This is a genomic window from Streptomyces sp. NBC_00258 (genome assembly GCF_036182465.1).
Taxonomy (GTDB): Bacteria; Actinomycetota; Actinomycetes; order Streptomycetales; family Streptomycetaceae; genus Streptomyces.
In genome coordinates, this window is sequence record NZ_CP108081.1 from 6,140,560 (window position 1) to 6,163,753 (window position 23,194).

At 71.5% G+C, this 23,194-nt stretch carries 23 protein-coding genes and 1 pseudogene; 14 read left to right on the forward strand and 10 right to left on the reverse strand.

From position 1 onward, the window contains the following. Positions 1–54: 54 nt before the first annotated feature. From OG718_RS27280 to OG718_RS27310, 7 genes and pseudogenes are all read left to right on the forward strand, one after another. Positions 55–1,425 carry an NAD(P)-binding domain-containing protein gene (locus OG718_RS27280; RefSeq protein ID WP_328845403.1) on the forward strand — a complete coding sequence of 457 codons (1,371 nt, stop codon included), beginning with the start codon at positions 55–57 and terminating at the stop codon, positions 1,423–1,425. 28 nt (positions 1,426–1,453) lie between these two features. Next, entirely contained in the window at positions 1,454–1,921 is a 468-nt protein-coding gene (locus tag OG718_RS27285) for an ArsI/CadI family heavy metal resistance metalloenzyme (RefSeq protein ID WP_328845404.1), read from the forward strand. Positions 1,922–1,928: 7 nt separating this feature from the next. Continuing rightward, a pseudogene (locus OG718_RS27290) lies at positions 1,929–2,794 on the forward strand (MFS transporter); the annotation flags it as partial. 326 nt (positions 2,795–3,120) lie between these two features. Continuing rightward, entirely contained in the window at positions 3,121–3,336 is a 216-nt protein-coding gene (locus tag OG718_RS27295; RefSeq protein WP_143643565.1) for a type II toxin-antitoxin system VapB family antitoxin, read from the forward strand. After that, entirely contained in the window at positions 3,333–3,755 is a 423-nt protein-coding gene (locus OG718_RS27300; RefSeq protein ID WP_328845405.1) for a PIN domain nuclease, read from the forward strand. The genes OG718_RS27295 and OG718_RS27300 overlap by 4 nt, the downstream gene beginning before the upstream one ends. A gap of 215 nt (positions 3,756–3,970) precedes the next feature. Next, a complete protein-coding gene (locus tag OG718_RS27305) occupies positions 3,971–4,597 on the forward strand; it encodes a mycothiol-dependent nitroreductase Rv2466c family protein (RefSeq protein WP_328845406.1) in 627 nt (208 codons plus the stop codon). A gap of 302 nt (positions 4,598–4,899) precedes the next feature. After that, positions 4,900–5,811 (forward strand): alpha/beta fold hydrolase, encoded by a 912-nt coding sequence (locus tag OG718_RS27310; protein ID WP_328845407.1) that lies wholly within the window; start codon positions 4,900–4,902, stop codon positions 5,809–5,811. A gap of 79 nt (positions 5,812–5,890) precedes the next feature. Here the strand turns inward: OG718_RS27310 and OG718_RS27315 are convergent, their stop codons facing one another. From OG718_RS27315 to OG718_RS27335, 5 genes are all read right to left on the reverse strand, one after another. Next, on the reverse strand, positions 5,891–6,685 hold the full coding sequence (locus OG718_RS27315; protein WP_328845408.1) for an ABC transporter permease: 795 nt from the start codon (positions 6,683–6,685) through the stop codon (positions 5,891–5,893). Continuing rightward, positions 6,682–7,683: an ATP-binding cassette domain-containing protein gene (locus tag OG718_RS27320; RefSeq protein WP_328845409.1), complete on the reverse strand. Its 1,002-nt coding sequence runs from the start codon at positions 7,681–7,683 to the stop codon at positions 6,682–6,684. The genes OG718_RS27315 and OG718_RS27320 overlap by 4 nt, the downstream gene beginning before the upstream one ends. A gap of 108 nt (positions 7,684–7,791) precedes the next feature. Next, on the reverse strand, positions 7,792–8,634 hold the full coding sequence (locus OG718_RS27325; protein WP_143643433.1) for a DUF4097 family beta strand repeat-containing protein: 843 nt from the start codon (positions 8,632–8,634) through the stop codon (positions 7,792–7,794). A 109-nt stretch (positions 8,635–8,743) separates the two neighbouring features. After that, a complete protein-coding gene (locus tag OG718_RS27330; RefSeq protein ID WP_143643432.1) occupies positions 8,744–9,262 on the reverse strand; it encodes a toxin-antitoxin system HicB family antitoxin in 519 nt (172 codons plus the stop codon). A gap of 326 nt (positions 9,263–9,588) precedes the next feature. Beyond that, positions 9,589–10,743, reverse strand: a complete 1,155-nt coding sequence (locus OG718_RS27335; RefSeq protein ID WP_328845410.1) for a hypothetical protein — start codon at positions 10,741–10,743, stop codon at positions 9,589–9,591. A 429-nt stretch (positions 10,744–11,172) separates the two neighbouring features. Here OG718_RS27335 and OG718_RS27340 point away from each other — a divergent pair, with 429 nt between their 5' ends. Beyond that, a complete protein-coding gene (locus tag OG718_RS27340) occupies positions 11,173–12,612 on the forward strand; it encodes a DUF2079 domain-containing protein (RefSeq protein WP_328845411.1) in 1,440 nt (479 codons plus the stop codon). A gap of 67 nt (positions 12,613–12,679) precedes the next feature. Here the strand turns inward: OG718_RS27340 and OG718_RS27345 are convergent, their stop codons facing one another. Then, a complete protein-coding gene (locus tag OG718_RS27345) occupies positions 12,680–13,117 on the reverse strand; it encodes a PaaI family thioesterase (RefSeq protein ID WP_328845412.1) in 438 nt (145 codons plus the stop codon). Between the two features lie 66 nt (positions 13,118–13,183). Between OG718_RS27345 and OG718_RS27350 the strand changes: the two genes are divergently transcribed. After that, positions 13,184–13,639, forward strand: a complete 456-nt coding sequence (locus tag OG718_RS27350; RefSeq protein WP_306938869.1) for a MarR family winged helix-turn-helix transcriptional regulator — start codon at positions 13,184–13,186, stop codon at positions 13,637–13,639. A gap of 6 nt (positions 13,640–13,645) precedes the next feature. Here the strand turns inward: OG718_RS27350 and OG718_RS27355 are convergent, their stop codons facing one another. The 4 genes from OG718_RS27355 to OG718_RS27370 all read right to left on the reverse strand — a co-directional run bounded on the left by OG718_RS27355 (position 13,646) and on the right by OG718_RS27370 (position 20,025). Next, the gene (locus tag OG718_RS27355) at positions 13,646–15,583 is read right to left on the reverse strand and encodes a copper resistance CopC/CopD family protein (protein WP_328845413.1); all 1,938 of its coding nucleotides are present in this window, start codon (positions 15,581–15,583) and stop codon (positions 13,646–13,648) included. A 226-nt stretch (positions 15,584–15,809) separates the two neighbouring features. Further along, positions 15,810–16,661: an SDR family NAD(P)-dependent oxidoreductase gene (locus OG718_RS27360; RefSeq protein ID WP_328845414.1), complete on the reverse strand. Its 852-nt coding sequence runs from the start codon at positions 16,659–16,661 to the stop codon at positions 15,810–15,812. After that, on the reverse strand, positions 16,658–17,137 hold the full coding sequence (locus tag OG718_RS27365; protein WP_143643447.1) for a cupin domain-containing protein: 480 nt from the start codon (positions 17,135–17,137) through the stop codon (positions 16,658–16,660). The genes OG718_RS27360 and OG718_RS27365 overlap by 4 nt, the downstream gene beginning before the upstream one ends. Positions 17,138–17,250: 113 nt before the next feature. Next, complete coding sequence (locus tag OG718_RS27370; protein WP_328845415.1) at positions 17,251–20,025, reverse strand: GNAT family N-acetyltransferase; 2,775 nt, start codon at positions 20,023–20,025, stop codon at positions 17,251–17,253. Between the two features lie 78 nt (positions 20,026–20,103). On the opposite strand from OG718_RS27370, the gene OG718_RS27375 reads away from it, so the two are divergent. The 5 genes from OG718_RS27375 (at position 20,104) to OG718_RS27395 (ending at position 23,155) form a co-directional block, all read left to right on the forward strand. Continuing rightward, a complete protein-coding gene (locus tag OG718_RS27375; protein ID WP_328845416.1) occupies positions 20,104–20,832 on the forward strand; it encodes a siderophore-interacting protein in 729 nt (242 codons plus the stop codon). A 24-nt stretch (positions 20,833–20,856) separates the two neighbouring features. Beyond that, complete coding sequence (locus tag OG718_RS27380) at positions 20,857–21,450, forward strand: HhH-GPD-type base excision DNA repair protein (protein WP_143643424.1); 594 nt, start codon at positions 20,857–20,859, stop codon at positions 21,448–21,450. A gap of 110 nt (positions 21,451–21,560) precedes the next feature. Then, the gene (locus OG718_RS27385; protein WP_328845417.1) at positions 21,561–22,259 is read left to right on the forward strand and encodes an HdeD family acid-resistance protein; all 699 of its coding nucleotides are present in this window, start codon (positions 21,561–21,563) and stop codon (positions 22,257–22,259) included. Positions 22,260–22,578: 319 nt separating this feature from the next. Then, entirely contained in the window at positions 22,579–22,944 is a 366-nt protein-coding gene (locus OG718_RS27390) for a hypothetical protein (RefSeq protein ID WP_328845418.1), read from the forward strand. A 55-nt stretch (positions 22,945–22,999) separates the two neighbouring features. Beyond that, positions 23,000–23,155, forward strand: coding sequence for a hypothetical protein (locus OG718_RS27395; RefSeq protein WP_186001484.1), 156 nt, complete (start codon positions 23,000–23,002; stop codon positions 23,153–23,155). Positions 23,156–23,194 lie beyond the last annotated feature (39 nt).

A 23,194-nucleotide genomic window follows, 5' to 3' on the forward strand; every position in this document is an offset into this window, starting at 1 on the left:
TGCCATGCTGGACCCTGCAAGACATCGACAGACATCGAAGCAAAGGGGAACATCGTGAAGGCGCCCACCACCGACCAGCTGCCCGTCGTGGTCGTCGGAGCCGGCCCCATCGGCCTGGCCGCCGCCGCCCACCTCATCGAGCGGGACATCGAACCGCTGGTGCTGGAAGCCGGGCCGTCGGCCGGCCATGCCGTACGTGGCTGGGCGCACGTGCGCCTGTTCTCCCCCTGGACAGAGGTCACCGACCCCGCCGCCGAGAAGCTGCTCGCCCCGACCGGCTGGGCCCGCCCCGACGGCGCCGCCTACCCCACCGGCGGCGACTGGGCGGAGCAGTACCTGCAGCCGCTCGCCGACGTCCTCGGCGACAAGGTCCGCTACGGCGCGACCGTGACCGGCGTGGCGCGCGCGGGGCGCGACCGCATCGTCGACTCGGGCCGGGACGAGCAGCCCTTCACCGTGCACATCCAGACCGCCGACGGCAACGAGGAGCGGATCACCGCCCGCGCCGTCATCGACGCCTCCGGCACCTGGTCCACGCCCAGCCCGCTGGCCGCCAACGGCCTGCCCGCCCTCGGCGAGAAGTCGGCGGCCGACCGCATCTCCTACCGCGTCCCCGACCTCACCGACCCCGCCGTACGCGCTCGTTACGCGGGCAAGCGCACCGCGGTCGTCGGCTCCGGCGCCTCCGCCTTCACCGCCCTGGCCTACCTCGCGGACCTGGCCAAGGACGAGCCGGGCACGCACGCGGTGTGGATCCTGCGTCGAGGGATCACCGGCTCCACGTACGGCGGCGGCGAGGCCGACGAACTGCCCGCCCGAGGCGCCCTCGGACTGCGCGCCAAGGCCGCCGTCGAGAACGGATACGCGAGCGCGGCCACCGGCTTCCGCACCGAGTCCGTCGAGCGCGACGCCGACGCCCGGCTGGTCCTGGTCGCCGAGGACGGCCGCCGCCTCGACCCGGTCGACGAGACCATCGTCCTGACCGGCTTCCGCCCAGACCTGTCCTTCCTGTCCGAACTCCGCCTCGGCCTCGACGAGCGCCTCCAGGCCCCGACCGCGCTGGCCCCGCTGATCGACCCCAACGTCCACTCCTGCGGCACCGTCTACCCGCACGGCGTGAACGAGCTGTCCCACCCGGAACAGGGTGTCTACCTGGTCGGGATGAAGTCCTACGGCCGCGCGCCCACCTTCCTCGCGATGACCGGCTACGAGCAGGTCCGCTCCATCGCCGCGGCAATCGCCGGAGACCAGGAGGCCGCCGAGCGCGTCGAGCTGACCCTGCCGGAGACCGGAGTCTGTGGCGGCGCGGGCCTGTTCGACGACCCCGACGCCGCGCAGAGCAGCGAGGGCGGCGGATGCTGCGCGGCTCCCGCCACGCTCCAGATCGGCATCGGCGCCCCGGCCACCACCTCCGGCGGCTGCTGAACTCCCCACCCACCCCAGGAGGTTCGCCATGTCGTCCCGCGTACAGCTCGCCCTCCGCGTCCCCGACCTCGCCGCGTCCATCGATTTCTACACGAAGCTCTTCGGCACCGAGCCCTCCAAACTGCGGGGCGGCAACGCCAACTTCGCCATCGCCGAGCCCCCGCTCAAGCTCGTCCTGATCGAGGGCGCGGCGGGTGAGGAAACGCGTATGGACCACCTCGGCGTCGAGGTCGAAAGCACCGACGCCGTCCACGCCGCCACCTCCCGCCTGACCGAGGCCGGCCTGGCCACCGACGTGGAAGACGACACCACCTGCTGCTACGCCCTCCAGGACAAGGTCTGGGTCCACGGCCCCGGCCAGGAGCCCTGGGAGGTGTACGTCGTCAAGGCCGACGCCGACTCCCTGGCCAAGCAACAGGGCAGCACCTGCTGCACCGGCCAGACCGACGCCGCGGTCGTCACGAAGGAACCGTCCGTCGCGGGCGGCTGCTGCTGATCCGCCGATGACCAACCTCCACACCAGCGAGGCCGTGACCGGCACGGGGGACCGGTCACGGCCTCGCGCCGCGCTGCCCGCCCTGTGCGCCACCCAGATCACCAGCTGGGGAATCGTCTACTACGCCTTCCCCGTCCTGAACCCCCAGATCACCGCCGCCACGGGCTGGTCAGCGACCGCGACCACCGGAGCCTTCTCGGGCGGGCTCCTGGTCTCCGCCCTCACCGGCATCCCCATCGGACGCATCCTCGACCGACGAGGCCCGCGCGCCGTCATGACCACCGGCTCGCTCATCGGTGTGATCGCCGTGCTGGCCATCGCCTACGCACCGAACCTCGCGACTTTCACCGCCGCCTGGCTGCTGGCCGGCGTGGCCATGTCTGCCACCTCTACCAGCCCGCCTTCGCCGCCCTCACCCGCTGGTGGGGCGAAGACCGCGTCCGCGCCCTCACCGGCGGCCAGGCCTCCACCGCCTTCGCACCCTTCACCGCCGCGCTGGCCGAGCACCTGAGCTGGCGCACCACGTACGCCGTACTCGCGGTGATCCTGGCCCTCGTGACCATCCCCGCTCACGCCTTCGCCCTACGAGCACCCCGGCCGCCCGCGCCAACGCCGCCCGCCCAACGAGACACCCCCAACGGCTCGGTGGTCCGCAGCCGCCCTTTCCTGATGCTCGCCACCGCACTCACGCTGAACAGCTTCACCATGTACGCCGTCGTCATCGCCCTCGTCCCCCTACTGATCACTCGCGGCGCCAGCCCCACGGCCGCCGCCTGGGCACTCGGGCTCGGGGGTGCGGGACAGCCCCTCGGCCGCACCCTGTACGCCACCCTCGCCCGCCGCACCGGTGTCACGACCCGCACGGTCGCCCTGCCGGGTGGGCCGTCGGTCTGGACAAGCCATCGACGTACCCATCGGTAGTCCACCCGCAGCGGCGCTCGCCGCGCTGCGCTGCGCGCCACGGACTACGCCCCCTATCGCCGAGACCGACAGGGAACGGTGCGCATCGAAAAGCGCCTGCCGCGTAGAGCTCGACCCACCCCACCTCGCCGCCTGGTGCCACCTGTGCCAGGCGGAACGCGTCTTCACTCTCCCCCATCCATGGGGGATGCCCGTGTACGACTCGGTGGTCAGGCAAGGCACCCGATGGCACCTCCCGAGATATACTTAGCTCCACATTTGATATACGGGAGGCGGACATGAGTCGGACGGTTATCGATCTGGACGACGAACTGGTCGCGGACGTCGCGAAAGCCCTTGGGACGAGCACCAAGAAGGAGACCGTCAACACCGCTCTTCGCGAGGTGTTGGAGAGCCGGCGTCGCGCCCTGGCTCTCGCCCGGCTGCGGGCCGCTGCGGGCGACGGCGCATTTGATCTGGAGCTGTTCGAGAACAAGGGGAACTACCGCCGGTGAACGCGGCCCAGTTCCTGATCGACACCAGCGCGCTCGCGCGGTTCATGCGCGGGGACGCGGAGCAGTACGGCTGGGACCAGGCCGCCGCGGCCGGACTCATCGCGACCTGCCCCGTTACCGAGCTCGAGTTCTTCTACAGCGCACGGTCGGCCGCCGATCGGGCAGACGGCATCGAGGACATGCGGCTGATCTTCGGCTGGGTTCCCGTCGACGTCCGCGCCTACGACCGCGCCTGGCACGTCCAGGAAGCCCTCACCAAGCAGGGGAAACACCGGAGCGCCGGAGCGGTCGATCTGGTCGTCGCCGCGACCGCTGAGCTGCAGGGGCTCACCCTGCTCCATCGCGATCACGACTTCGAGTGCATCGCCGCAGTGACCGGACAAGCCCTCCAGTGGTATGGCCCGGAGCACGGCAAATAGGGTGGCGGTCGCCCCAGAACTCCCGGCCGGAGACCTGGAAAGCCTGTTGGGGGCAACCCCTCACGAGTTCGAATCTCGTATCCTCCGCCGGTGCCTCACCGGGCACGACTCGAAGGGCCCCACCGTTCGCGGTGGGGCCCTTCGACGCTTTCCGTCCCGGTTTTCTGCTTCAGGGGGTCTCCGTCGGAGCGGGACTGTTGCGAGGAGCCGATGAGATGAGCGAACAGTGGATCGTGGACTTCTGGTTCGACCCCGTCTGCCCGTACACGTGGATCAGCTCGCGGTGGATGGTGGAGGTCACCAAGGTGCGGCCGGTGACCGTCCGCTGGCGGGTGATGAGTCTGTCGGTGCTCAACGAGCATCGGGACGACAACCCCGAGGGCGAGTGGGGCGACTACATGTGGGCTCCGGTGCGCGTGTGTGCCGCCGTGGAGGAGCGGTTCGGTCAACAGGCGCTCGGTGACCTCTTCACCGCGATGGGCACCCGGTTTCATCTCCGGGGTGAGTGGGGGGGCCTCACGGCGGCCTTGGCCGATGCCGGGCTGCCGGAGGAGATCGCCGAGGTCGCCGAGTCCACCGCGTACGACGAGGCGATCCGGTCCTCGCACGCGCAGGCCGTCGCCCTGGCCGGCGACGACATCGGCACCCCTGTGCTGTCGGTCGCCGGGCCCGGTGGCGAACGGGTCGGCTTCTTCGGTCCTGTCGTCTCCCCCGCGCCCACCGGAGAGACGGCCGGGCAGTTGTGGGACGGCTTTCTGCTGCTGGCCACCGTTCCGGGCTTCTACGAGGTCAAGCGCACCCGTACCGAAGCGCCCCGGTTCGACATGGACATGGGGGACTGACACGGGCGACTGACGCGGGCCGATTGACGCGGGCGACTGGCACGGCACATCCGGCGGGGCTCGCGCCCATGGGCCGACGCCGACCACTAGCCGCCCCGGTCATCCGGCCATTGGCCACCGGGGCGTGGGCGTTGTCCCCCTGGCGAGCTACGCGCGAGTGACCACTGCGGGGTGACGATCCAGGGCCGCCGGATCCGTAGCGTCTGAGTTGTCGCCGCCGCACTCCGGCCGACCGGCCCGCTCCCAGCCCTTTGTCTTCTCCTCGTCTTCCCCTTGTCTTCTTGGAGGTCCTCGTGAACCGCATGCTCAAGACAACTGCCGTGGCCACGACGTTCTGCGCCGTGGCCGGCGCGGGCATCGTCGGTTACGGGGAGGCCACCGCCCAGGCCGCCCAGGCGCAGGGGCAGACGCAGTGGGCGGCCACGACGACCGCTCGGGGACACGGGGACTCGTTCTCGGGGACCAAGAGGATCCGTGTCGGCGGCTACTCGGTCAATGTCTCGTGCTCCGGCCACTCGGCGGCCCGTAAGCCGGTGGTCGTCCTGATGGCCGGAGGGGGCGACGGACTGGACACGATGGCCGGCCTGCAGAAGAGCTTGAGCAAGAAGGCCAGGGTCTGCTCCTACGACCGGCTCGGCGAGGGCGAGAGCGACCGGCCGAACGGCATCCAGACCATCAACGACAGCTCCAAGATCCTTACGGGCGTGCTGGACCGGATCACCGGTGACCGCCCGGTCGTGCTGGCCGGCCACTCACTGGGCGGGCTGATCGCCGCCCGGTACGCCCCCGACCACCGCGACAGGGTCAAGGGCCTGGTCCTGATGGACGCCACGATCCCGGCCCTGACGGCAGGTATCTCGAAAGCGATCCCCGGGTCGGCCACCGGCATGGCGGCCGAACTGCGTGACCAGACCATCGCGGTGAACGAGGGCCAGAACCCGGAGAAGTTCGTCATCGCCGACGCGAAGGTCCGCTCCGCGGGGAACATCCCGGTGCAGATCATCAGGCACGAGTCCCAGTACGCCGAGGTCCCCGACTACGGGCCCGCCCTGGAACAGATGTGGGCCGAAGGCCAGCACCAGTGGCGCGCGCTCTCCGGCCGCAGCGGGATCAGCGTCGCCGCCGGAAGCGGCCACTACGTCCACGTCGACCGCCCGGACATCGCCGTCAAGGCCATCCAGCGAGTCACCGCGCAGGCCACGGCCCACTCGTAGTCATCACGATGTCGAAGGGCCCCACCGTTCGTGGTGGGGCCCTTCGACGTACGAGTACGACTGTCGTGGCCGTTGGCGGTTACTTCGGGTCGCGGTTGAACGACGCCTGCGACCAGAAGTAGCCCAGTACGGTCAGCGCCAGGGACCAGGCGAGGGCGAGCCAGCCGTTGTGGCCGATCTCGGTGCCGAGCAGCAGGCCCCGCAGGGTCTCGATGGCCGGGGTGAACGGCTGGTACTCGGCGATCGGCTGGAACCAGCCCGGCATGGAGTCCACCGGCACGAAGGCGCTGGAGATGAGGGGCAGGAAGATCAGCGGCAGCGCGTTGTTGCTGGCCGCCTCGGGGTTCGGGCTGATCAGGCCCATGCCGACGGCGATCCAGGTGAGTGCCAGGGCGAAGAGCACGAGCAGTCCGAACGCCGCGATCCACTCCAGGACGGTCGCGTCCGTGGACCGGAAGCCGATGGCCACCGCGACGGCCCCGACGAGGATCACGCTCATCACGCACTGCAGCACGCTGCCGACGACGTGTCCGATGAGCACGGACGGGCGGTGGATCGCCATCGTGCGGAAACGGGCGATGATGCCCTCGGTCATATCCATGGAGACGGACACCGCGGTGCCGATGGTCGTGCCACCGATGGTCATCAGCAGCAGGCCCGGCACGAGATACGCGACGTACGCCGAGCGGTCCGGACCGCCGCTGCCACCGATGCCGGCGCTCATCACGTCGCCGAAGACGTAGACGAAGAGCAGCAGCAGGATGACCGGCGTGAGCAGCAGGTTCAGGGTGAGGGACGGGTAGCGCCGCACGTGCAGGAGATTGCGGCGCAGCATGGTGTTCGAGTCGCGTACGGCGAGGGCGAGGGAGCTCATCGGACATCCTCCTTGGCCTGGGTGGGCAGGGTGGTGGTGCTGGTGAGGGCGAAGAAGACGTCGTCGAGGTCGGGGGTGTGCACGGTGAGTTCGTCGGCCTCGATGCCGGCCGCGTCGAGCCAGTCGAGGATGGAGCGCAGTTCGCGTTGGCTGCCGTCGCTGGGGATCTGCAGGGACAGGGCTTCGTCGTCGCGGGTGGCCTCGTGCAGGGCCAGGGCTGCGGACTGGTAGGTGGCCGGGTCGTCGAAGCGCAGTCGTACGTGTCCGCCGGGGATCAGCCGTTTCAGTTCTTCTGCGGTGCCTTCGGCGGCGATCCTGCCGTCGTTGAGTACGGCGATGCGGTCGGCGAGTTCGTCGGCCTCCTCCAGGTACTGGGTGGTGAGGAAGACCGTCACGCCGCCTGTGACGAGTTCGCGGATGATCTGCCACATGTTGTGGCGGGAGCGTGGGTCCAGGCCGGTGGTGGGTTCGTCGAGGAAGATGATCCTCGGGTTGCCGACCAGGGTCATGGCGATGTCCAGGCGGCGTTTCATGCCGCCGGAGTAGGTGGAGGCGGGCTTCTTCGCGGCCTCCACCAGGTCGAAGCGTTCCAGGAGTTCGGCGGCGACCCGCCGCCCCTCGCTGCGGGAGAGGTGGTGCAGGTCCGCCATGAGGAGCATGTTCTCCTCGCCCGTGATCAGACCGTCCACGGCGGAGAACTGACCGGTGACACCGATCGCGGACCGCACCCCGTCCGGTGACGTGGCGATGTCGTGGCCCGCGACCTGGGCCTGCCCGCCGTCGGCGGAGATGAGGGTGGAGAGGATCTTCACGGCGGTGGTCTTGCCGGCGCCGTTCGGGCCGAGCAGGGCGAAGACCGACCCCGCCGGGATGCGCAGATCGATGCCGTCGAGGACCGTCTTGTCGCCGTACGACTTGCGCAGACCGACGGTGGAGACGGCGGCCGGCGACGGGTGACCGCCACCCTGCCTGGACGTGGGCATGACAGATGAAGGCATGGAGCCCTCCCGTTAGAAGGCTGAAGGGGCTGGGGGATCGGAAGAGATGAGGCTGGGGCGGGGCGCGGTGGAGTGGGGCCGCGTGGCGGCGGGGCGGAGCGAGGGTGCTCAAGCCTTGGCGCGAAGGACGTCGATGTTGCCCCAGTTGGACCGTGCGCGGATTTTGACGGTCTCCTCGGTCTGCTCCGGGGCCTCGGACGCGGCGAGCGCGTTGCGTACGTGCCCGCGGTTGGAGCTGACGTCGAGCCAGGCGGCGGTGCCCTCGCGGATGCCGACCTCGATGGCGCCGTTGGAGGTCTCCAACTGGACGGTGCCGCGGACGACTTCGCCGACACGAAGGGAGCCGTTGGTCGCGGTGCCGGTGACCGACGCCTCGGCGCGCGCGATGTCGATGGCGCCGTTGGCACCGCTCATCCGCAGCTCGCCGGTCACGGCGCCGACGGTCGTGCTGCCGTGCGAGTTCTTCAGGACGGCGGGGCCGTCGACGGTGCCGACGCGCACGTTGCCGCTGTTGCTGGTGATCTCGGCCATGCCCTCGACCCGGTCCACGGTGATCGCGCCGTGCGACACGGTCAGCTGCAGCGGGCCGGTCTCGTCGAAACGGGCGTCGCCGGTCGAGGTCTTCATCCGGATCTCACCGAGCCGGCCTTCGCCGAACGCCTGGACCCAGGAGCCGGTGATGTCGGCGCGCGAGCCTGTGGGCAGGCCGACCGTCACGTCGACAGCGCCGCTGGGGCCGATGAGGTAGCGCTCCTTCGTCCTGATGGTCAGGACACCGCCGGCGTACGTGACCTCGGTCTGCTCGGCGGCCCGCACGTCCTTGTCCCTCTTGGGGGTGGTGGGACGCACCTCGACGACCGTGTCGAGGCGGTCGCCCGCAGTGAAATGGATGGAACCGGCCCCCACGTGCGCCGTGACGGAGATCGGTTCGGGAGTTTCGAAAGTAGGCATGGCTGTCCCGTCCTCATGAGTCCTTGGGTCGTCCCCGCTGGTGGGACGTGGTGTGGGTGAAGTGGTCCGGGTGTAGTGGTCCGGGTGAAGTGGCGGGGCGCGGGCGCGGTTAGCGCACCCAGCCCGTGATGCTCTGCTTGAAGGTCTGGGTCTTCTCCGTCGTACGCGGCCGGTTGCCGCCGTCGACCGCGGCCGACACGGCGCGCACCAGCCACGCGTTGACCGACAGGCCCTCGCGGGTCGCGGCCTCCTCGGCGCGGGCCTTGAGGTGGGCCGGCATACGCAGGTTGACGCGAGCGGTGCCGCCCTCGTCGCCGTCCGCCGGGGCCGGCGTCCCGAGCGGTTCGACGGACTCGGCCGGCTCCGCGGAGGCGCCGCCGTCGGTGGGCGGCGGTGTCACCACGAAGTCGGGGTCGAGCCCGCGCAGCCGTACGTCGACCGAGCCGGGGGCGAGTTCACGGGTGATCTCGTCCGTCGCGGCGGAGAGCACGTTGAGCATGATCAGCCGGGTTGCCGACTCCAGGGGAGCCGTCAGCCTCTCCGCCAGCTCGCGGGCTTCGTCGCCGCCGGCTTCGGCGGCCACCGCGAGTTCGCGGCGGAGGCTGTCGACATACGGGGTGAGGTCCATGACGCCATGATGGCACCACAATGGCGCCACATGCAAGCCGCATGGCGACATCTCAGGGCGACCAGTCGACGCAATCACTCTGACCTGCGAAAACACGATGGCACCTGATTGAGCGTTTGTGGCACCAGACGTACTCATGCCCCCGTTAGAGCACGGATTGGCACTGGGCGGCACCGGATGGCACAGTCCGGCACCGATCCGCGCCACACGGTGCCACACCGTGCCACCCGGTGCCGAGCGGCACCAACCGTGCCGCCCGACGTCATGCGAGGTCTTGTGACGCCATGCGGTGCCACCCGGCACCAGGCGATGTCACAGGGGTCGGCCTAGCCCGCCGGAGTGCGCCGCACCACCTTCCCCTGCCCGTCCGCCTCCAGTGAGGCCGCGCCTTCGGGACCGGTCACGCCGACCCTGATGGTGAGGGAGCCGGTGAGGCGGTCGGCCGTGATCTGCCAGGTCTGCGGGGAGCGGATGCCGAGAGTGGTCCTGGCCTCCTCGACCAGGGCGGGGAATCGTTCGTAGGGCAGGGAGCCCGGATCGAACTGCGGGGCCTGCGTGCCGGTCGGGGAGAACACGACCGACAGCAGGCGCTCCTGGACGACGACGGTGAGCGCAGCGCGCTTGTTCTTGCCCTCACCCTTGTCGTTGCCCTTGTCGTTGCCCTCGCCCTCGCCCATGCCCTTGCCCTTGATGAGCGAGTCGACGGCCCGGCGCAGTTCGCCCTTGTCGAGCATGGACTGGCCCGGGCCGAGGGCGACCGTGCCGGACGCCGACGACACGACCGTGGTCGACGACGTCGAGGAAGAGGAGGCGGCGGAGGGCTTCGAGGAGGAGGACGGCCGTGCGGTGGCGTCCTCGTCGAACAGGTCCGCGCGGAACAGCCCGATCACGGCGGCCGCGCCGAGCAGCAGGCCGAGGAGCACGACGAAGCCGAAGGCACAGCCCTCGGGGGGCTCGCTCACCGTGGCCGGCCCGGGCACCGAGTCGAGGCGGGCGCCGGCCGCCCGCTCCTCCCACTCCAGGGGCGGCCGCTTCACGATCCTCACCCGCCACGGCCGGTCCGGCGGGTACTGGACGACCAGGATGCCGCGCGGCCGGTAGTCGGGGAGGTCCACGAGGTTGATGTCCTGCGTGATCTCGACGCGGTACGCCGGCTCGTCGTCCGGCGCGACGGTGAGATCGAAGCGCACCGGTACGTCGCTCGACTCGCCCCCGATGGCTTTCAGGCTCTCGATCATCGCGAGAGCGGTGCGGGGCACGACGGCCGCCTCCCGGGCCCGCCGTGGCGCACCCGCGAGGAAGAGGAGCAGGCCGTAGACCGCGGGCACGACCAGTCCCGCGACGAACAGCGGCACCCTCTCGATGATGCCCCCGACGACGAGAGCTGCCAGGGACGTCCCGGCCACGCCGCCCGTCAGGAACCCCCGGGCGAGGGCCGCGGGAGTGCTGTGCGTGGGTGGCGCGCCCGCGGTGATCGTCATGCCGGCGATAGTGCCGGGCCGGGGTGACGGCCGGTAGGCCTCCGGATGACCTTCCGCGAGCCCGCGTCCGCACTGCTCACAGGGCAACAGGACCTTGCCGGGAACGAGTTCGGAATCCGCCTCCTCCACACCCCCTGAACTGCGAGAACACAGACCTCGATCGCGTGGTGACGGAGGTCCGTGTCATGCTCGGGTCTCCGTTCCCGTCCCTCGGAAGCGCGGCGCCGACATCGACACCCGGCCGATGACTTCCCGGTTGCCCGGTGCGCCGACGGCTCGTAAGGACCGCTCGTGACCAAGGCTCTTCCCGGCCCGCCGCAGGACGCCCGGGCCGCGCGGACGTCGTCACCGGCATCCCTGCCGATACGGACACCGATACAGATACCGGCACAAATTCCGGAACAGGTCCCGGCACAAGTGCCCACACAAATGCCGGTACCGATACGGGTCTCACCCGGGTCCGCGATACCCGGGCCGGTCGCGATCTCCCCGCGTGACCGGCGCCCCCGCCGTGCCGGCCCGGCCGGCCGGCACGACCCGTATCTCCTCGCCGTCGCCCTCTTCGCTGCCTACACGGCTCTCTCCCTCGCCCGCTTCCGCCACCTGGCCACCCGTTCCTGGGACCTCAGCATCTTCGAGCAGGCCGTCCGCGCGTACGCGCACCTCCAGGCGCCCGTCGTCGATCTGAAGGGGCCCGGGACCAATGTCCTGGGCGACCACTTCAGCCCGGTCACCGCTCTCCTCGCCCCCCTCTACCGGGCCTTCCCCTCCCCTCTCACCCTGCTCGTCGCGCAGGCGGCGCTGTTCGCGCTGTCGGCCGTACCGGTGACCCGTGCGGCCGCCGGGCTGCTGGGGCGCCCACGCGGGCTCGCGCTCGGTATCGCGTACGGCCTGTCCTGGGGCATCCAGCGTGCCGTCGACTTCGACTTCCACGAGATCTGCTTCGCCGTACCCCTCATCGCCTTCGGCCTGGAGGCGATCCTGGCCCGGCGGTGGCGCGCGGCGCTGCTGTGGGCGCTGCCGCTGGTGCTGGTCAAGGAGGACCTCGGGGTGACGGTGGCGGCCATCGCCCTCGTCGTCGCCCTGCGGTGCCGCCGCGACTCCCGGCGCACGATCCCGTACGCCCTAGCCGTGGCGGCCCTGGGCCTCGCCGCCACCCTGGTCGTCCTCGTCGTCGTCATCCCGGCCTTCAACACCACCGGCGGATACGACTACTGGACCAAGGTCGACGGCGGCTCGACCGTCCTCGACGGTACGGGCACCAAACTCCGCACCCTCGCCTGGCTGTTGGTGCCGACCAGCGGGCTGCTGGCGCTGCGCTCCCCGCTGTCCGTCGTCGCGCTGCCCACGCTCGGGTGGCGGTTCCTCTCCTCCGACGACCACTACTGGGGGACCGACTGGCACTACAGCGCGGCCCTGATGCCCGTCGTCGCACTCGCCCTCGTCGACGCCCTCGCCGGGGCCCGTTACAGCCCGCGGCCCTGGCTGCGTACGTACGCGCACCATCTGCCCGCGGCCGTCGCCGCGGCCGCGCTCTCGCTCACGACCACGCTCCCGATGTCCGTGCTGAGCGAGCCCGCCGCCTACCGCAAGCCCGCGCGCGTCGCCGCGGTCGAGCGTCTCCTGGACCGGATCCCGGACGGCGCGACCGTCGAGGCCGACATCCGCCCCAGCAGCCGCCTCACCTCACGCTGCCGTGTCCTGTGGGTGGGCGACACCGGCGGAATCACCCCCGACTACATCGCCCTCCACAACCCCGACGACCGGATCCGCGACATCGAGGCACGCGCCCTCCGGCTCCACCCCGACGCCCGCTACTCGCTCGTCGGCACCACCGAGGGTTACGTCGTCCTCAAGCTCGACACCTGATCGCGCCTCACTCCGATTTCCCTGGTTCCCCCGGCTCCTCCACCTTCCTCAATTCGCCTGAATGACCTTATTCACCTGATTCGTCCGAGGATCCCAGTACGGCGATCGTGCCCTGCGCCACGGCACACAGGCTCTCGGCGCCCTCGTCGTCCACGGCGGACAGGTCGCAGCGGCAGACGATGCGGGTGCGGCCGGCCCGGACGACCCGAGCCCGGGCCCTCAGCAGTGCGCCCTCGGCCGGGCGCAGATAGTCGATGGTGAAGCCGGCGGTGATCAGCCGGGAGTGGGTGGCCGCGCCCGCGGCGAAGGTCAGCGCGTTGTCCGCGGCGTAACCGAGCACACCGCCGTGCAGGAAGCCGTACTGCTGGCGCAGGTCGTCGCGGATGTCCAGCTCAAGCATCGCCTCGCCCTCCCCGAAGGACACCAGGCGGGCACCGACCAGGTTGCTGAAGGGCTGGGCCGCCAGCACCTTCTGGGCTGCCGCCAGATCCGGGATGTCACTCACACCGCACCTCACTTCACTAGTGAAGCGAGAATCCCGCGCACCCTCCGGATCTGTCAAGATCTCCCCATGTCCGCGACCGGCCCCCACCCCGGGGACACCCCCGAGCCCGACCCGCGCCTCTTCTTCCATCTCCAGCGAGCGGCCCACCAGTTGCGTACGACCGCGGACCGGCGCTGTCTGGCCGCCGCCGGGATCACCACGGCACAGCTCGGCGCGCTGTTCGCCGTGCGCGAGCAACCGGGCGTGACCCAGCGGGAGTTGGCCCGCACCCTGGGGCTGCGCGAGTCCGCCGTCACCGCGCTCGTCACCCGGCTCACCACGGCCGGCCTCGTCACCAAGCAGGCGCACCCGAGCGAACACCGGGCCGTGACACTGGAGTTGACGTCCGAGGGGGCCGGCGCTCTCCGCGCCGCCCAGCCCGAGATCGACCGCTTCAACGGCGAGGTGCGGGCCCTCCTCGGCGAGGACGAGTTCGTACGCACCACCGCCGCCCTCCGCCGGCTCGGGCACTGGGAGCCCTGACCGGGGTCAGCGGAGGATATTCACCCGGCGCGTCTCCGACACCTGGTCGATGTCCGACGTGCGGATGGTGACCTTCATCGTCCAGGTGCCGGGGATGGGGAGGTTGAGGGACGAAGTGCCCCAGTAGCCGCCCTTGTTGGTGAGACCGGCGTCGATGGGGCCGATCTTCTGGGACGCGAGGGTGAAGGAGAGGCGGATCTCGGGGACCGTGGCGATGCCTCCGTCGGGGCCGATGATGACCGCCTCGACCGTGTTCTCGCCGACACGGCCCGGTTCCAGGACGATCTGGACCTTGCCTTGGCCGCCAGGGGTGCCGACGTCGAAGGGGATCAGGGTCGTCGACGCGGTCCGCCGACCTGCCGCCGCGGTCTCCTCGGCCGCCGCCGTCTCGATCTCGGCGCGCCCCGGCTGCGTACCGGTGAGAACCGTCGTGACGACCAGTACGACCACACCCACGACGACCTCGGCCAGGACCGAGCGGCGCAGGGCGCTGCGGCGGGCGCCGGGAGCCGAGGCCGCCTCGGACTCGTTCTCGGGATCCTCTTCGGGCCCGTCCCCGGCGGCGGCCGACGGAGACTCTCCGGCGCCCCTGCCCGAGTTGCCGCCCGCGGGGCCGGAGTCCACACCGCCGCCCGCACCCGCGTGCGCCCCCACCGTCTCCAGCACCGGAACCCGCAACGGCTCCTCCGCGTCCGTCAGCCGCCCCGTCCAGCGGCGCGAGAACCCCGCCGCCGCCAGCAGCAGGACCACCGCGCACACCTTGGCGACGAGGATCTGGCCGTACGACGTGTCGAACAACGCGTCCCACGAGCCGAGCCCTCGCCACGACTGGTAGACGCCGGTCAGCACCAGGACGACGACCGAGGCGAACGCGAGGCGCGAGAAACGGGCCACGGAGACCGCCGACAACAGCGCCTCCGAGCGGTGGAGCGTGGTGAGGAGCGCCGCGAGGCCGCCCAGCCAGACCGCCATCGCCAGCAGGTGCAGTACGGAGGACGTCATCGCCAGGGGGACCTGGATCCCGGCGGACGCGTGCTCGGCGGCGGCCCAGGTGCCCGCCAGACCGACGGCGAGAAGCCCGCCGACCGCGAGCACGACCGGCTTGGGCCGCACCTCATCTTTCTCCGGGCCTTCCAGCTCCGGGCCCTCCGTCCCCGAGCCCTCCGTCTCCGACGCGCCCCGGACGACCGGCACGATCCGTACGAGGAAGACCGCCGCTCCCGCCAGCAGCGCGAGCCGGGCCAGCAGGGCCCAGCCCGGCCTGCTGATCAGGGTGTTCTCGATGAGCTCGGGGTCGAGGAGGGTCGAGGGGCCGGTGCCGCGCTCGTACGGGCCGCGTATCAGGAGGAGCGCGGCCGTGGAGGCGACGAGGACCCACCAGCCGGCCCGGACGAGTCCGCGCAGCGGCTCGGCGGAGGGCGGACGGCAGACCAGGACGAAGGTGGCCGCGCCGATGAGCAGGGCGACGGCGGCGTACGCGGCGTAGCGGGCGATGTCGTAGAGGGCGCCCGAGGCGGGGTTCACGGCCGGCTCGGCGGAGACGGACGCCGTGGTCTCGGACGGTTTGCCGATGGAGAAGGTGAAGGCACCGGAGATGGGGTGGCTGTCCGCCGAGACCACCCGCCAGGCCACGGTGTACGTGCCGTCGGCCAGACCGTCGTCGAGCGGCACCCGGACCATGTCGGACCGGCCGGACGCGTGCTCGGTGTCGCCCGCGTTCACCCGGCGGTTCTCGGGGCTGAGGACGCGCAGCGAGTCGTCGGTGATGCCGACCGCCTCGGTGAAGGTCATGGTGACCTGCTTCGGCGCGGACTTGAGGACGGTTCCCTCGCCGGGGCTCGTTTCGCGCACGGCCGAGTGGGCGGACACCGACCCCGCGCCGCCCAGCAGGAACAACGTGCCCAGCAGGGCGACGAGGGCCACTGCCCGGCGTGGCGCCGACACCCGTAGTACCCGTAGCACTCGGTGTATGCGGCGCACTCGGCCCACGTCGCCTCTCCCTACTGCTCGTCCTGCTCGCACTGCACGTCCGTGTACGGGTACGTCTGTGGCTGCGGTTGTCCGCCGCTGTCCGCGGCTGCGGCCTAGGTGAGAGTACGGATGTACGCGACACCTTGTTCAACTCGGCCCGCGTCCGCACCGACCGGCCCGGCCGCCGCGACACCGGCGTTCACCAGGTCGGCCGCGCCGAGACCCCGCCGTCCACGACCAGGTCGTGCCCGGTGATCCAGGAGGCCATCGGCGAGGCGAGGAACACACAGGCGTCGCCCACGTCCTCGGGACGCCCCAGCCTCCCGGTGGGAACTGCCTGCTGCCAGCGCCGTACACCGTCGGGCCACGCCTCAGCGAGACCCGCGCGGTCGATCAGCCCCGGCGAGACGGTGTTCACGCGGATTCCGTAGGGACCGTACTCCAGGGCCGCCGAACGCGCGTGTGCGACGACGGCCGCCTTGGACGCGGAGTAGTGGGCGTGCAGGGGAGCGGGGTGTGTGGCCTCGATGGACGCGATGTGCGTGATGCTGCCCACAGGCCCACCGGACGAGTCCCGCCGGTCGCTCAGGCCGCTCGGGTCACGCCGGTCACCCTGCCCCCTCCCCTCGCGCATCACCTCCACCGCCGCCTGCGTACACGCGAACACGCTCGACACGTTGGCGTCGACCACCGCCCGCCAGTCCCCCGCCGTCATGCCGGGCAGCTCCTGGACCGGCTGTACGCCCGCGTTGTTCACCAGGGCCGTCAGCCGGCCGCCGCATCTGTCGGCCGCCTCGCGCACCAGGCGGTGGCACTCGTCCTCGACGGTCAGGTCGGCACGCAGGGCGACCGCGTGTCCGCCCGAGTCCTCGATGAGGTCGACGACTTCACGGGCGGCCTCCGCGTTCGTACGGAAGTGGACGGCCACGGCCGCCCCCGCCGCGGCGAACCGCAGCGCGATGCCCCGCCCGATGCCGCCCGACGCCCCGGTGACGAGCGCGGCCTGCCCGTCGAGAAGTCCGCCGCGGTGTCCGTCGTCCGGGCCGCTCACGGGCGGCTCAGCGCGGCGATCCGCGCGGCCCGGTCCGGGTAGCGGGCGGTGAGTTCCGCCGCGTCCCCGTGCTCGTACCCCTCGTAGGTGAAACCGGGCGCCATCGTGCACCCGAAGAACGACCAGCCGGTGGCGGTCGCGACCCGCGCGCCCATCCAGGTGCGTGCGGGCACGGTGTACTGGAGGTGCTGGCCGCCGAGGACGTCGGGGCCGAGCAGGACCGTACGGGACGTGCCGTCGGGGGACAGGAGCAGCATCTCCAGCGGATCCCCCAGGTAGAAGTGCCAGGTCTCGTCGGCGGGGAGCCGGTGGAGTGCGGAGAAGTCACCGGGTTCCGCGGTCAGGAGGACCACTATCGCGGACCCCTCGGGGCGGCCGTCGGGCCGTTCGGGACCCGCCCAGGTACGGCGGAAGAGACCGCCCTCCTTGGGGATGGGCTCCAGCTTGTAGTGGGCGACAAGGGCTTCGGGAGTGATGTCATGGACCACCTGTCGACCATGCCCCAAAGGGAGTTGTCGATGCGCGGAAAGGATCCCGACGCGCGGAACACAGAGAACCTAGCCGGGCCACTCGACGCCCCGCCGCGCCCCTAGAAGCCCGCTGCTTCCCTTGTCAGGAACGCCAGTTGGGCCTTCTTCGCCGGCAGGTGCACCTCCGGCAGGTCTATCTCCGGGAGCACGACCGGTGGACCGAGAACGAAGCCCTGGCGGGTCAGGCGGACGATCGCCTTCTCGTTGCGGGTGTCGGGTTCGACGACGACCCGGCTCCGTTCGAGGACGCCCAGCACATACACGGTGAACGCGGTGAGCAGCGCCGAGCTGTACCCCGGCCGCTCGTCGCCCTCGCCCGCGGGCCCGATCAGCAGATGGACGCCGATGTCGCCCGGCTCCACCTCGTAGCACTCGCCGACCCGGTCGGCGGTGGGCTCGTACGTCTGGAAGAGCGCGGCCGGCCTGCCGTCCAGGACGGCCAGGAAGGCGTGGTGGGTGTCGAGGGAGTCGAGATGCCGGTACGTCTCCAGCACCTGCTCCCTGCCGAAGCCGCCCATGCCCCAGAACCTGGCACGCTCGGCCGTCACCCACGCATGGAGCACGTCTAGGTCGGCGTCCGGGTCCACGCGCAGGACGCGGACCGTGCCGAGTCCGTCGACGACCTGCTCGTGGACGGCCTCACGGCTCTCGGCGTACGGCTCGGATGTCATCGTTCTGCCTTCCTTCCCATCGTTCCTCACCAGCTCGTCCTTCGTCGGCTCCTCCTTCGTCAGCCGGGACCAGTCGGTCACGACGGGGACGAGATCTCCCCTGACCCACAAGGGGAGTTGATCGCGGTGGTGCGCCGAGTCCGGGACGCCCGAGGCACCGAACGGCACCACCCAGAGGCTGTTCTCGCGCCGCGCGACATCCCACACATAGCGGGCGGCGGGGCCGCGCGCGGCCCGGTCGGTGAGCCCCGGCACGGCGGAGGTGCACAGCACGCAGTCGTGGTCGCCGGAGAGCCCGGGTTCCCTCTCGTCGTGCGAGGGATCCGGCAGCGCCCGCCAGGGAGCGAGGCGGTGGGTGTCGCCCCATGTGCCCCTCGGCGGGTCCCCGGCCACCTCCTCGACGGCCGCCCTGACGACCTCGGCACGGTCGATCCCGTACAACTCCTCGGCCCTGAGCAGGCTTTCGAGGGCGAAGGCGACGCGCGGGACGAGGGCGAGCCATGGGCGGAAGACCTCGGGGTAGAGCGGGGGTTCGGTGAGGCGGGCCAGGGCGGGGTGGGCCGCGAGGCGGCGTACGACCGCGCCCCGGACCGCCGCGTAGGTGGCCGCCTCCGTGCTGTCGGCGGTCATGTGGCGGTCCCAGTGGAGGAGCCGGTCGCGCAGGGAGACGGCCGCGGGGGTGAGGCCGTCGAGGGCGGCGAGGTGGTCCAACAGCGGGGCCGCGGAGGCGAGATGGGTGTCCATGTGGAGGGCGGCCATGTCGGCGGCGGACCAGTCCCGCCGGGTGCCGAGGAGTGCGCGCAGCCGGGTGGCCCGGTGGGGCGGGGCGAACTCGACGCCGAGCGGGGTCGCAGGGCCGCGCTGGTTCGCCATCACCGCGATGCCGTCGTCGACCGTGCCGCGCGGCATGGGGGCGTACCAGCCGCGCCACTCGTGGCCGGGCTCCCAGGCGTCGACGATCCGTGTGCGGTTGTCCTCGCTCCGGACGGGGACCCTGCCCGCGACCCGGTGCAGGAGGCCGCCCTCGGTGTCGGCGGCCTGGACGACGTTGACGGGTTCGGTCCAGTCGTCGAACGCGCGGTCCACGTCGGCGACCCGGCGGGCGCGGAGGAGGGGGAGGAGCGAGGAGAAGCCGAGGTCTTCGCTGACGCGGGGTGGGTGGCGGAGGCTGAGGGGACCGGCCGGGCCGCCCCCGTTCGGGACACCGTCGAGGTCGGGGTCGGCGTCTCCGCCGGTGAAGTCGCCGTCGACGACCACCGGGCCGCGGTCGGTCTCGACCACCTCGACCTCGACCGGGTCGCCGTCGGCCACCTCGATGATCTCGGTGTGGCGGGAGGCGGGGTGCCAGGCCCCGTCCGGGCCGATGGCCTCCACCCGGTCGCCGTGGCCGGTCCGCCGGAGCCGCTCCCGGTACAGGTCCTGGTAGTCGGCCATCGCGTTGGTGATCGCCCAGGCGACCGTGCCCGTATGGCCGAAGTGTGCGATGCCCGGGACACCCGGCACGGCGAGGCCGACGACGTCGAACTCCGGGCAGGCCAGGCGGATCTGCTGGTAGACGCCGGGGGCCTCGATGTAGCGGTGGGGGTCGCCGGCGACGACCGGCGCGCCGGTGGCGGTGCGCTCGCCGGTGACGAGCCAGCCGTTGCTGCCGGCGGTGCCGGGCCCGTCGGTGGCGAAGAGGCCGACCGCGTCCGGACCGAGGTGGCGTACGACCTCCTCGCGCCAGAGCTTGGCCGGGAACCCGGCGAAGAGGACATGCGTGGCGAGCCAGACGCCGAGCGGGGTCCAGGGCTCCCAGCGGCCGGGGGCGAGACCGACGGTCGTGAACTCGGGGGCGCGGCGGGCGCCTTCGGGCAGGCCCCGGTTGACCCCGTCGACGTACGCCCGGACCCAGGCGGCCGTCTCGGGGTCCCGTCTCTCCAGGGCGGTGAAGCAGCGTCTCGCCGTGTCGTCGAGCCGGGCCTGTCTCGCGAACCGGTCCCAGCCGAGCGCGTCCGCGCCGAGGAACGCGGCCGAGGTGCCGCGCGCCCGGTGCCGTTCGACCTCCAGCTGCCAGGCGCGGTCGTGGGCGGTGGCCAGGCCCTGGGCGTGGGCGAGTTCAAGCGCGTCGTCCGCGCGCAGATGTGGGACACCCCAGGCATCGCGGTAGATCTCGACAGTCACCCTGCGTCTCCCATGCGGTTTAGGTTAGGCTCACCTAAGTAAGGTGCGCCGGAATCGTACGTGAAGGGTGAAGACGTCATGGGGCAGGGTCACGGCTGGGAGGGCGCGGTCCTCAAACTGTTCCGGGGCAAGGACTTCGCGTTCACGGTCACGGGAGCGGAGGACGTCACCGAGCACTACCGCCGGGTGCGTCTCACCGACGGCGGCATGCTCGCGGCGACCGGGGTGCACCCGACCATGTGGGTGCGGCTGTGGTTCGACAACGCGGGCAAGCCGCACCAGCGGGCGTACACACTCGTGGACCCCGATCCGGCCGCGGGGACCTTCAGCCTGGAGTTCGCCCTGCACGAGGGGTGCGCGAGCGACTGGGCGCGGGCCGCGAAGCCGGGGGACACGATCGAGGCGACGGTCCAGGGCACGGGCTTCACGGACCCCGACCCGGCTCCTTCCCACGTGCTGGCAATAGGGGACACGGCCTCCCTCCCCGCCCTCAACTCCCTCCTCGGGGCGGTGGGTTCGGCACCCACGACGATCTGGTTCGAGTCGGCGGAGGGCCTGGACGGCCTGCCCCTCCAGGCCGACCCCGACCGTCACGACGTCCGCACGGTCCCCCGGCTCGACAAGGGCGCGCACCTGGTGGCCCAGGTGAAGGAGGCCGTGCCGGAACTTCTGAAGGGCGCGGCCGACCCGTACGTCTGGATCGCCTGCGACACGGCGACGACGCGGGCACTGGCGGCCTACTTCCGCAAGGAACTGGCGCTGCCGAAACAGCGGGTGAACGCGCTGGGGTACTGGCGCGCGGCCTGAGCGCCCACGCGCGATGATCGGAGCATGGACGCCACGCTTCACCTAGCCCAGCAGCCCGAGGCCGACGAACTGCTCGGCCGCAGCCCGCTCGCCGCGCTCGTCGGCATGCTCCTCGATCAGCAGGTTCCGATGGAGTGGGCCTTCGCGGGCCCGTACACGATCGCGCAGCGCCTCGGCACGGACGATCTCGACGCGCACGAGATCGCGGCGCACGACCCCGAGGCCTTCGCGGCGCTGCTGTCCGAGAAACCGGCCGTGCACCGCTACCCGGGCTCGATGGCGAAGCGGATCCAGCAGCTGTGCCAGTACCTCGTGGAGCACTACGAAGGGGACGCGGCGAAGGTCTGGGAGGGCGTGAAGACCGGCGAGGAGCTGTTGCGGCGCCTCAAGGAGCTGCCCGGCTTCGGCGCCCAGAAGGCGCAGATCTTCCTCGCCCTGCTGGGCAAGCAGCTCGGCGTACGCCCGAAGGGCTGGCGCGAGGCGGCCGGTGCGTACGGCGAGGAGAAGTCCTTCCGCTCGGTCGCCGACATCACGGGACCGGAGTCGCTGGTGAAGGTACGGGCGCACAAGCAGGAGATGAAGGCGGCGGCGAAGGCGGAGAAGGCCGCAGGCAAGTGAGGCTTGCGGCACGTGAGGCCTCCGGCGCGTGAGAGGGGACGGCGGGGGAGGGGTCAGTCGGTCGGCCGTCCCGGGTGGCGGGGTGCCGGAGGCCGGTCCGAGCATGGAGCATGGCCGAGGTACCGAGCGGAGCGCCCTGGGGGTCGGACGACGACCGGCGGGTCCATGCGGCCCGCGACCCGCACCGGCCGGAGAGGCCCGGCGGCCCCGGAGGGCTCGGTAGCTCCCGAGGACTCGGTGGCCCCGGAGGACCTGAGAATCCCCTCTTCCGTCTCACGCGCACCGCCTGGCAGGCCGTACTGGCCGCCGGGATCGCGACACTGACGCTCGGCGTCATGATCCTGGTGTGGCCTGAGGCGACGCTGTTCGCGGCGGGGGTGCTCTTCGGGCTCTACCTGCTCTTCAGCGGCGTACTCCAACTGGTCTCCGCCTTCGGTACGCACGCGGCGACCTCGCTGCGGGTCATGGCCTTCATCAGTGGCGCGCTGTCGATCCTGCTCGGCCTGTTCTGCTTCCGCGGGGCGATGCAGTCGATCCTGCTGCTCGCGCTGTGGATCGGCATCGGCTGGCTGTTCCGGGGTGTGACACAGACCCTGGCCGCCGTGTCCGATCCGTCCGTCCCCGCCCGCGGCTGGCAGATCCTGCTCGGCGTCCTCAGCTTCCTCGCCGGCGTCGTCCTGATCGTCTCCCCCTTCGAGTCCGTCGCCGTCCTCACGGTGGTCGGCGGCTGCTGGCTCCTCGCCCTCGGCATCACGGAGACCATCACGGCGGTACAGCTGCGCAGGCGGTTCGCTGCGGGGGCGCTTTGAGGTGGAGCTGGGTTGTGTGTCGGGTGCGGGTTCGTTTGGGCTGGTCGCGCAGTTCCCCGCGCCCCTAAAAGCAGGGCTGCGCCCTGGCTTTTGTCTTTCAGGGGCGCGGGGAACTGCGCGCTCAGCCCAAACGAACCCGCACCCGACAAACCACACCGAACCCCCACCCACCCCCAGGGGCGCGGGGAACTGCGCGACCAGCCTCCACCAACCCGCAGACGAACAACGCGGCCCGTCGGAGGCCCCCGCGTACGCCAAGAGGGCGGTTCTCAGGACGCGGCCGATGAACCACCCACCCCTCCCGGGGACATGACCTCTCATGACCCCCGGCCGGTTCGCCCCGCGGCACGAGCGCCGGAACCGTCGGCCCACCCGGCCACGGTTCCTCATGGCACTCGCGGCCGTGCTGTGCGCGACGTGCGCGGTGAGTGCCGTGGGCGCCCACACCGGAACCCGCACCGCACCACCGCCCGCCGTCACCACCGAGTCCGGTCTGGAACACCCCCACGACCTCCTGGACACCGCCCTACGTTCACCCGCCCGCCAGAGCCACCGCCCCCTCGTACCCCAGCGCCCCGCGCGCCCCCCGGTCCCCGCACACCCGCGCCCGAAGCCACACACCCGCCCCGCACCTCCGTACGCCCCCACCCCGCGCGCCCAGCGCTGCATGGTCCTCCGCTGCTGACGGTCCCCGCTCCGGACCGCTCCCCCTCCCCCCCAGCAGCACGAGAGGACCCCACATGTCGAAGGACCCGTACGCGATCCTGCGTGCCCTCGTACGCGCCGAATCCCTCCGCAACGCCCCGAAGCCGGCGCCGGCGCGTGACACCCACCAGGTCACCCCGGAACCCGCTCCGGAGCAGCAGTCCCCGCCGAAGGACCACGAGCGCGACTGAGCCGCCCGCCCGGGGAGGCGGGAGACGGATGTACCGCCT

Excerpts from the sequence above, each read along its gene's own strand:
- OG718_RS27285 (WP_328845404.1), top strand. The coding sequence starts at position 1,454 with ATGTCGTCCCGCGTACAGCTCGCCCTCCGCGTCCCCGACCTCGCCGCG.
- OG718_RS27295 (WP_143643565.1), top strand. The coding sequence starts at position 3,121 with ATGAGTCGGACGGTTATCGATCTGGACGACGAACTGGTCGCGGACGTC.
- OG718_RS27305 (WP_328845406.1), top strand. The coding sequence starts at position 3,971 with ATGAGCGAACAGTGGATCGTGGACTTCTGGTTCGACCCCGTCTGCCCG.
- OG718_RS27310 (WP_328845407.1), top strand. The coding sequence starts at position 4,900 with ATGCTCAAGACAACTGCCGTGGCCACGACGTTCTGCGCCGTGGCCGGC.
- OG718_RS27315 (WP_328845408.1), bottom strand. The coding sequence starts at position 6,685 with ATGAGCTCCCTCGCCCTCGCCGTACGCGACTCGAACACCATGCTGCGC.
- OG718_RS27320 (WP_328845409.1), bottom strand. The coding sequence starts at position 7,683 with ATGCCTTCATCTGTCATGCCCACGTCCAGGCAGGGTGGCGGTCACCCG.
- OG718_RS27325 (WP_143643433.1), bottom strand. The coding sequence starts at position 8,634 with ATGCCTACTTTCGAAACTCCCGAACCGATCTCCGTCACGGCGCACGTG.
- OG718_RS27330 (WP_143643432.1), bottom strand. The coding sequence starts at position 9,262 with ATGGACCTCACCCCGTATGTCGACAGCCTCCGCCGCGAACTCGCGGTG.
- OG718_RS27335 (WP_328845410.1), bottom strand. The coding sequence starts at position 10,743 with ATGACGATCACCGCGGGCGCGCCACCCACGCACAGCACTCCCGCGGCC.
- OG718_RS27340 (WP_328845411.1), top strand. The coding sequence starts at position 11,173 with ATGCCGGTACCGATACGGGTCTCACCCGGGTCCGCGATACCCGGGCCG.
- OG718_RS27350 (WP_306938869.1), top strand. The coding sequence starts at position 13,184 with ATGTCCGCGACCGGCCCCCACCCCGGGGACACCCCCGAGCCCGACCCG.
- OG718_RS27375 (WP_328845416.1), top strand. The coding sequence starts at position 20,104 with ATGGGGCAGGGTCACGGCTGGGAGGGCGCGGTCCTCAAACTGTTCCGG.
- OG718_RS27380 (WP_143643424.1), top strand. The coding sequence starts at position 20,857 with ATGGACGCCACGCTTCACCTAGCCCAGCAGCCCGAGGCCGACGAACTG.
- OG718_RS27385 (WP_328845417.1), top strand. The coding sequence starts at position 21,561 with ATGGCCGAGGTACCGAGCGGAGCGCCCTGGGGGTCGGACGACGACCGG.
- OG718_RS27390 (WP_328845418.1), top strand. The coding sequence starts at position 22,579 with ATGACCCCCGGCCGGTTCGCCCCGCGGCACGAGCGCCGGAACCGTCGG.
- OG718_RS27395 (WP_186001484.1), top strand. The coding sequence starts at position 23,000 with ATGTCGAAGGACCCGTACGCGATCCTGCGTGCCCTCGTACGCGCCGAA.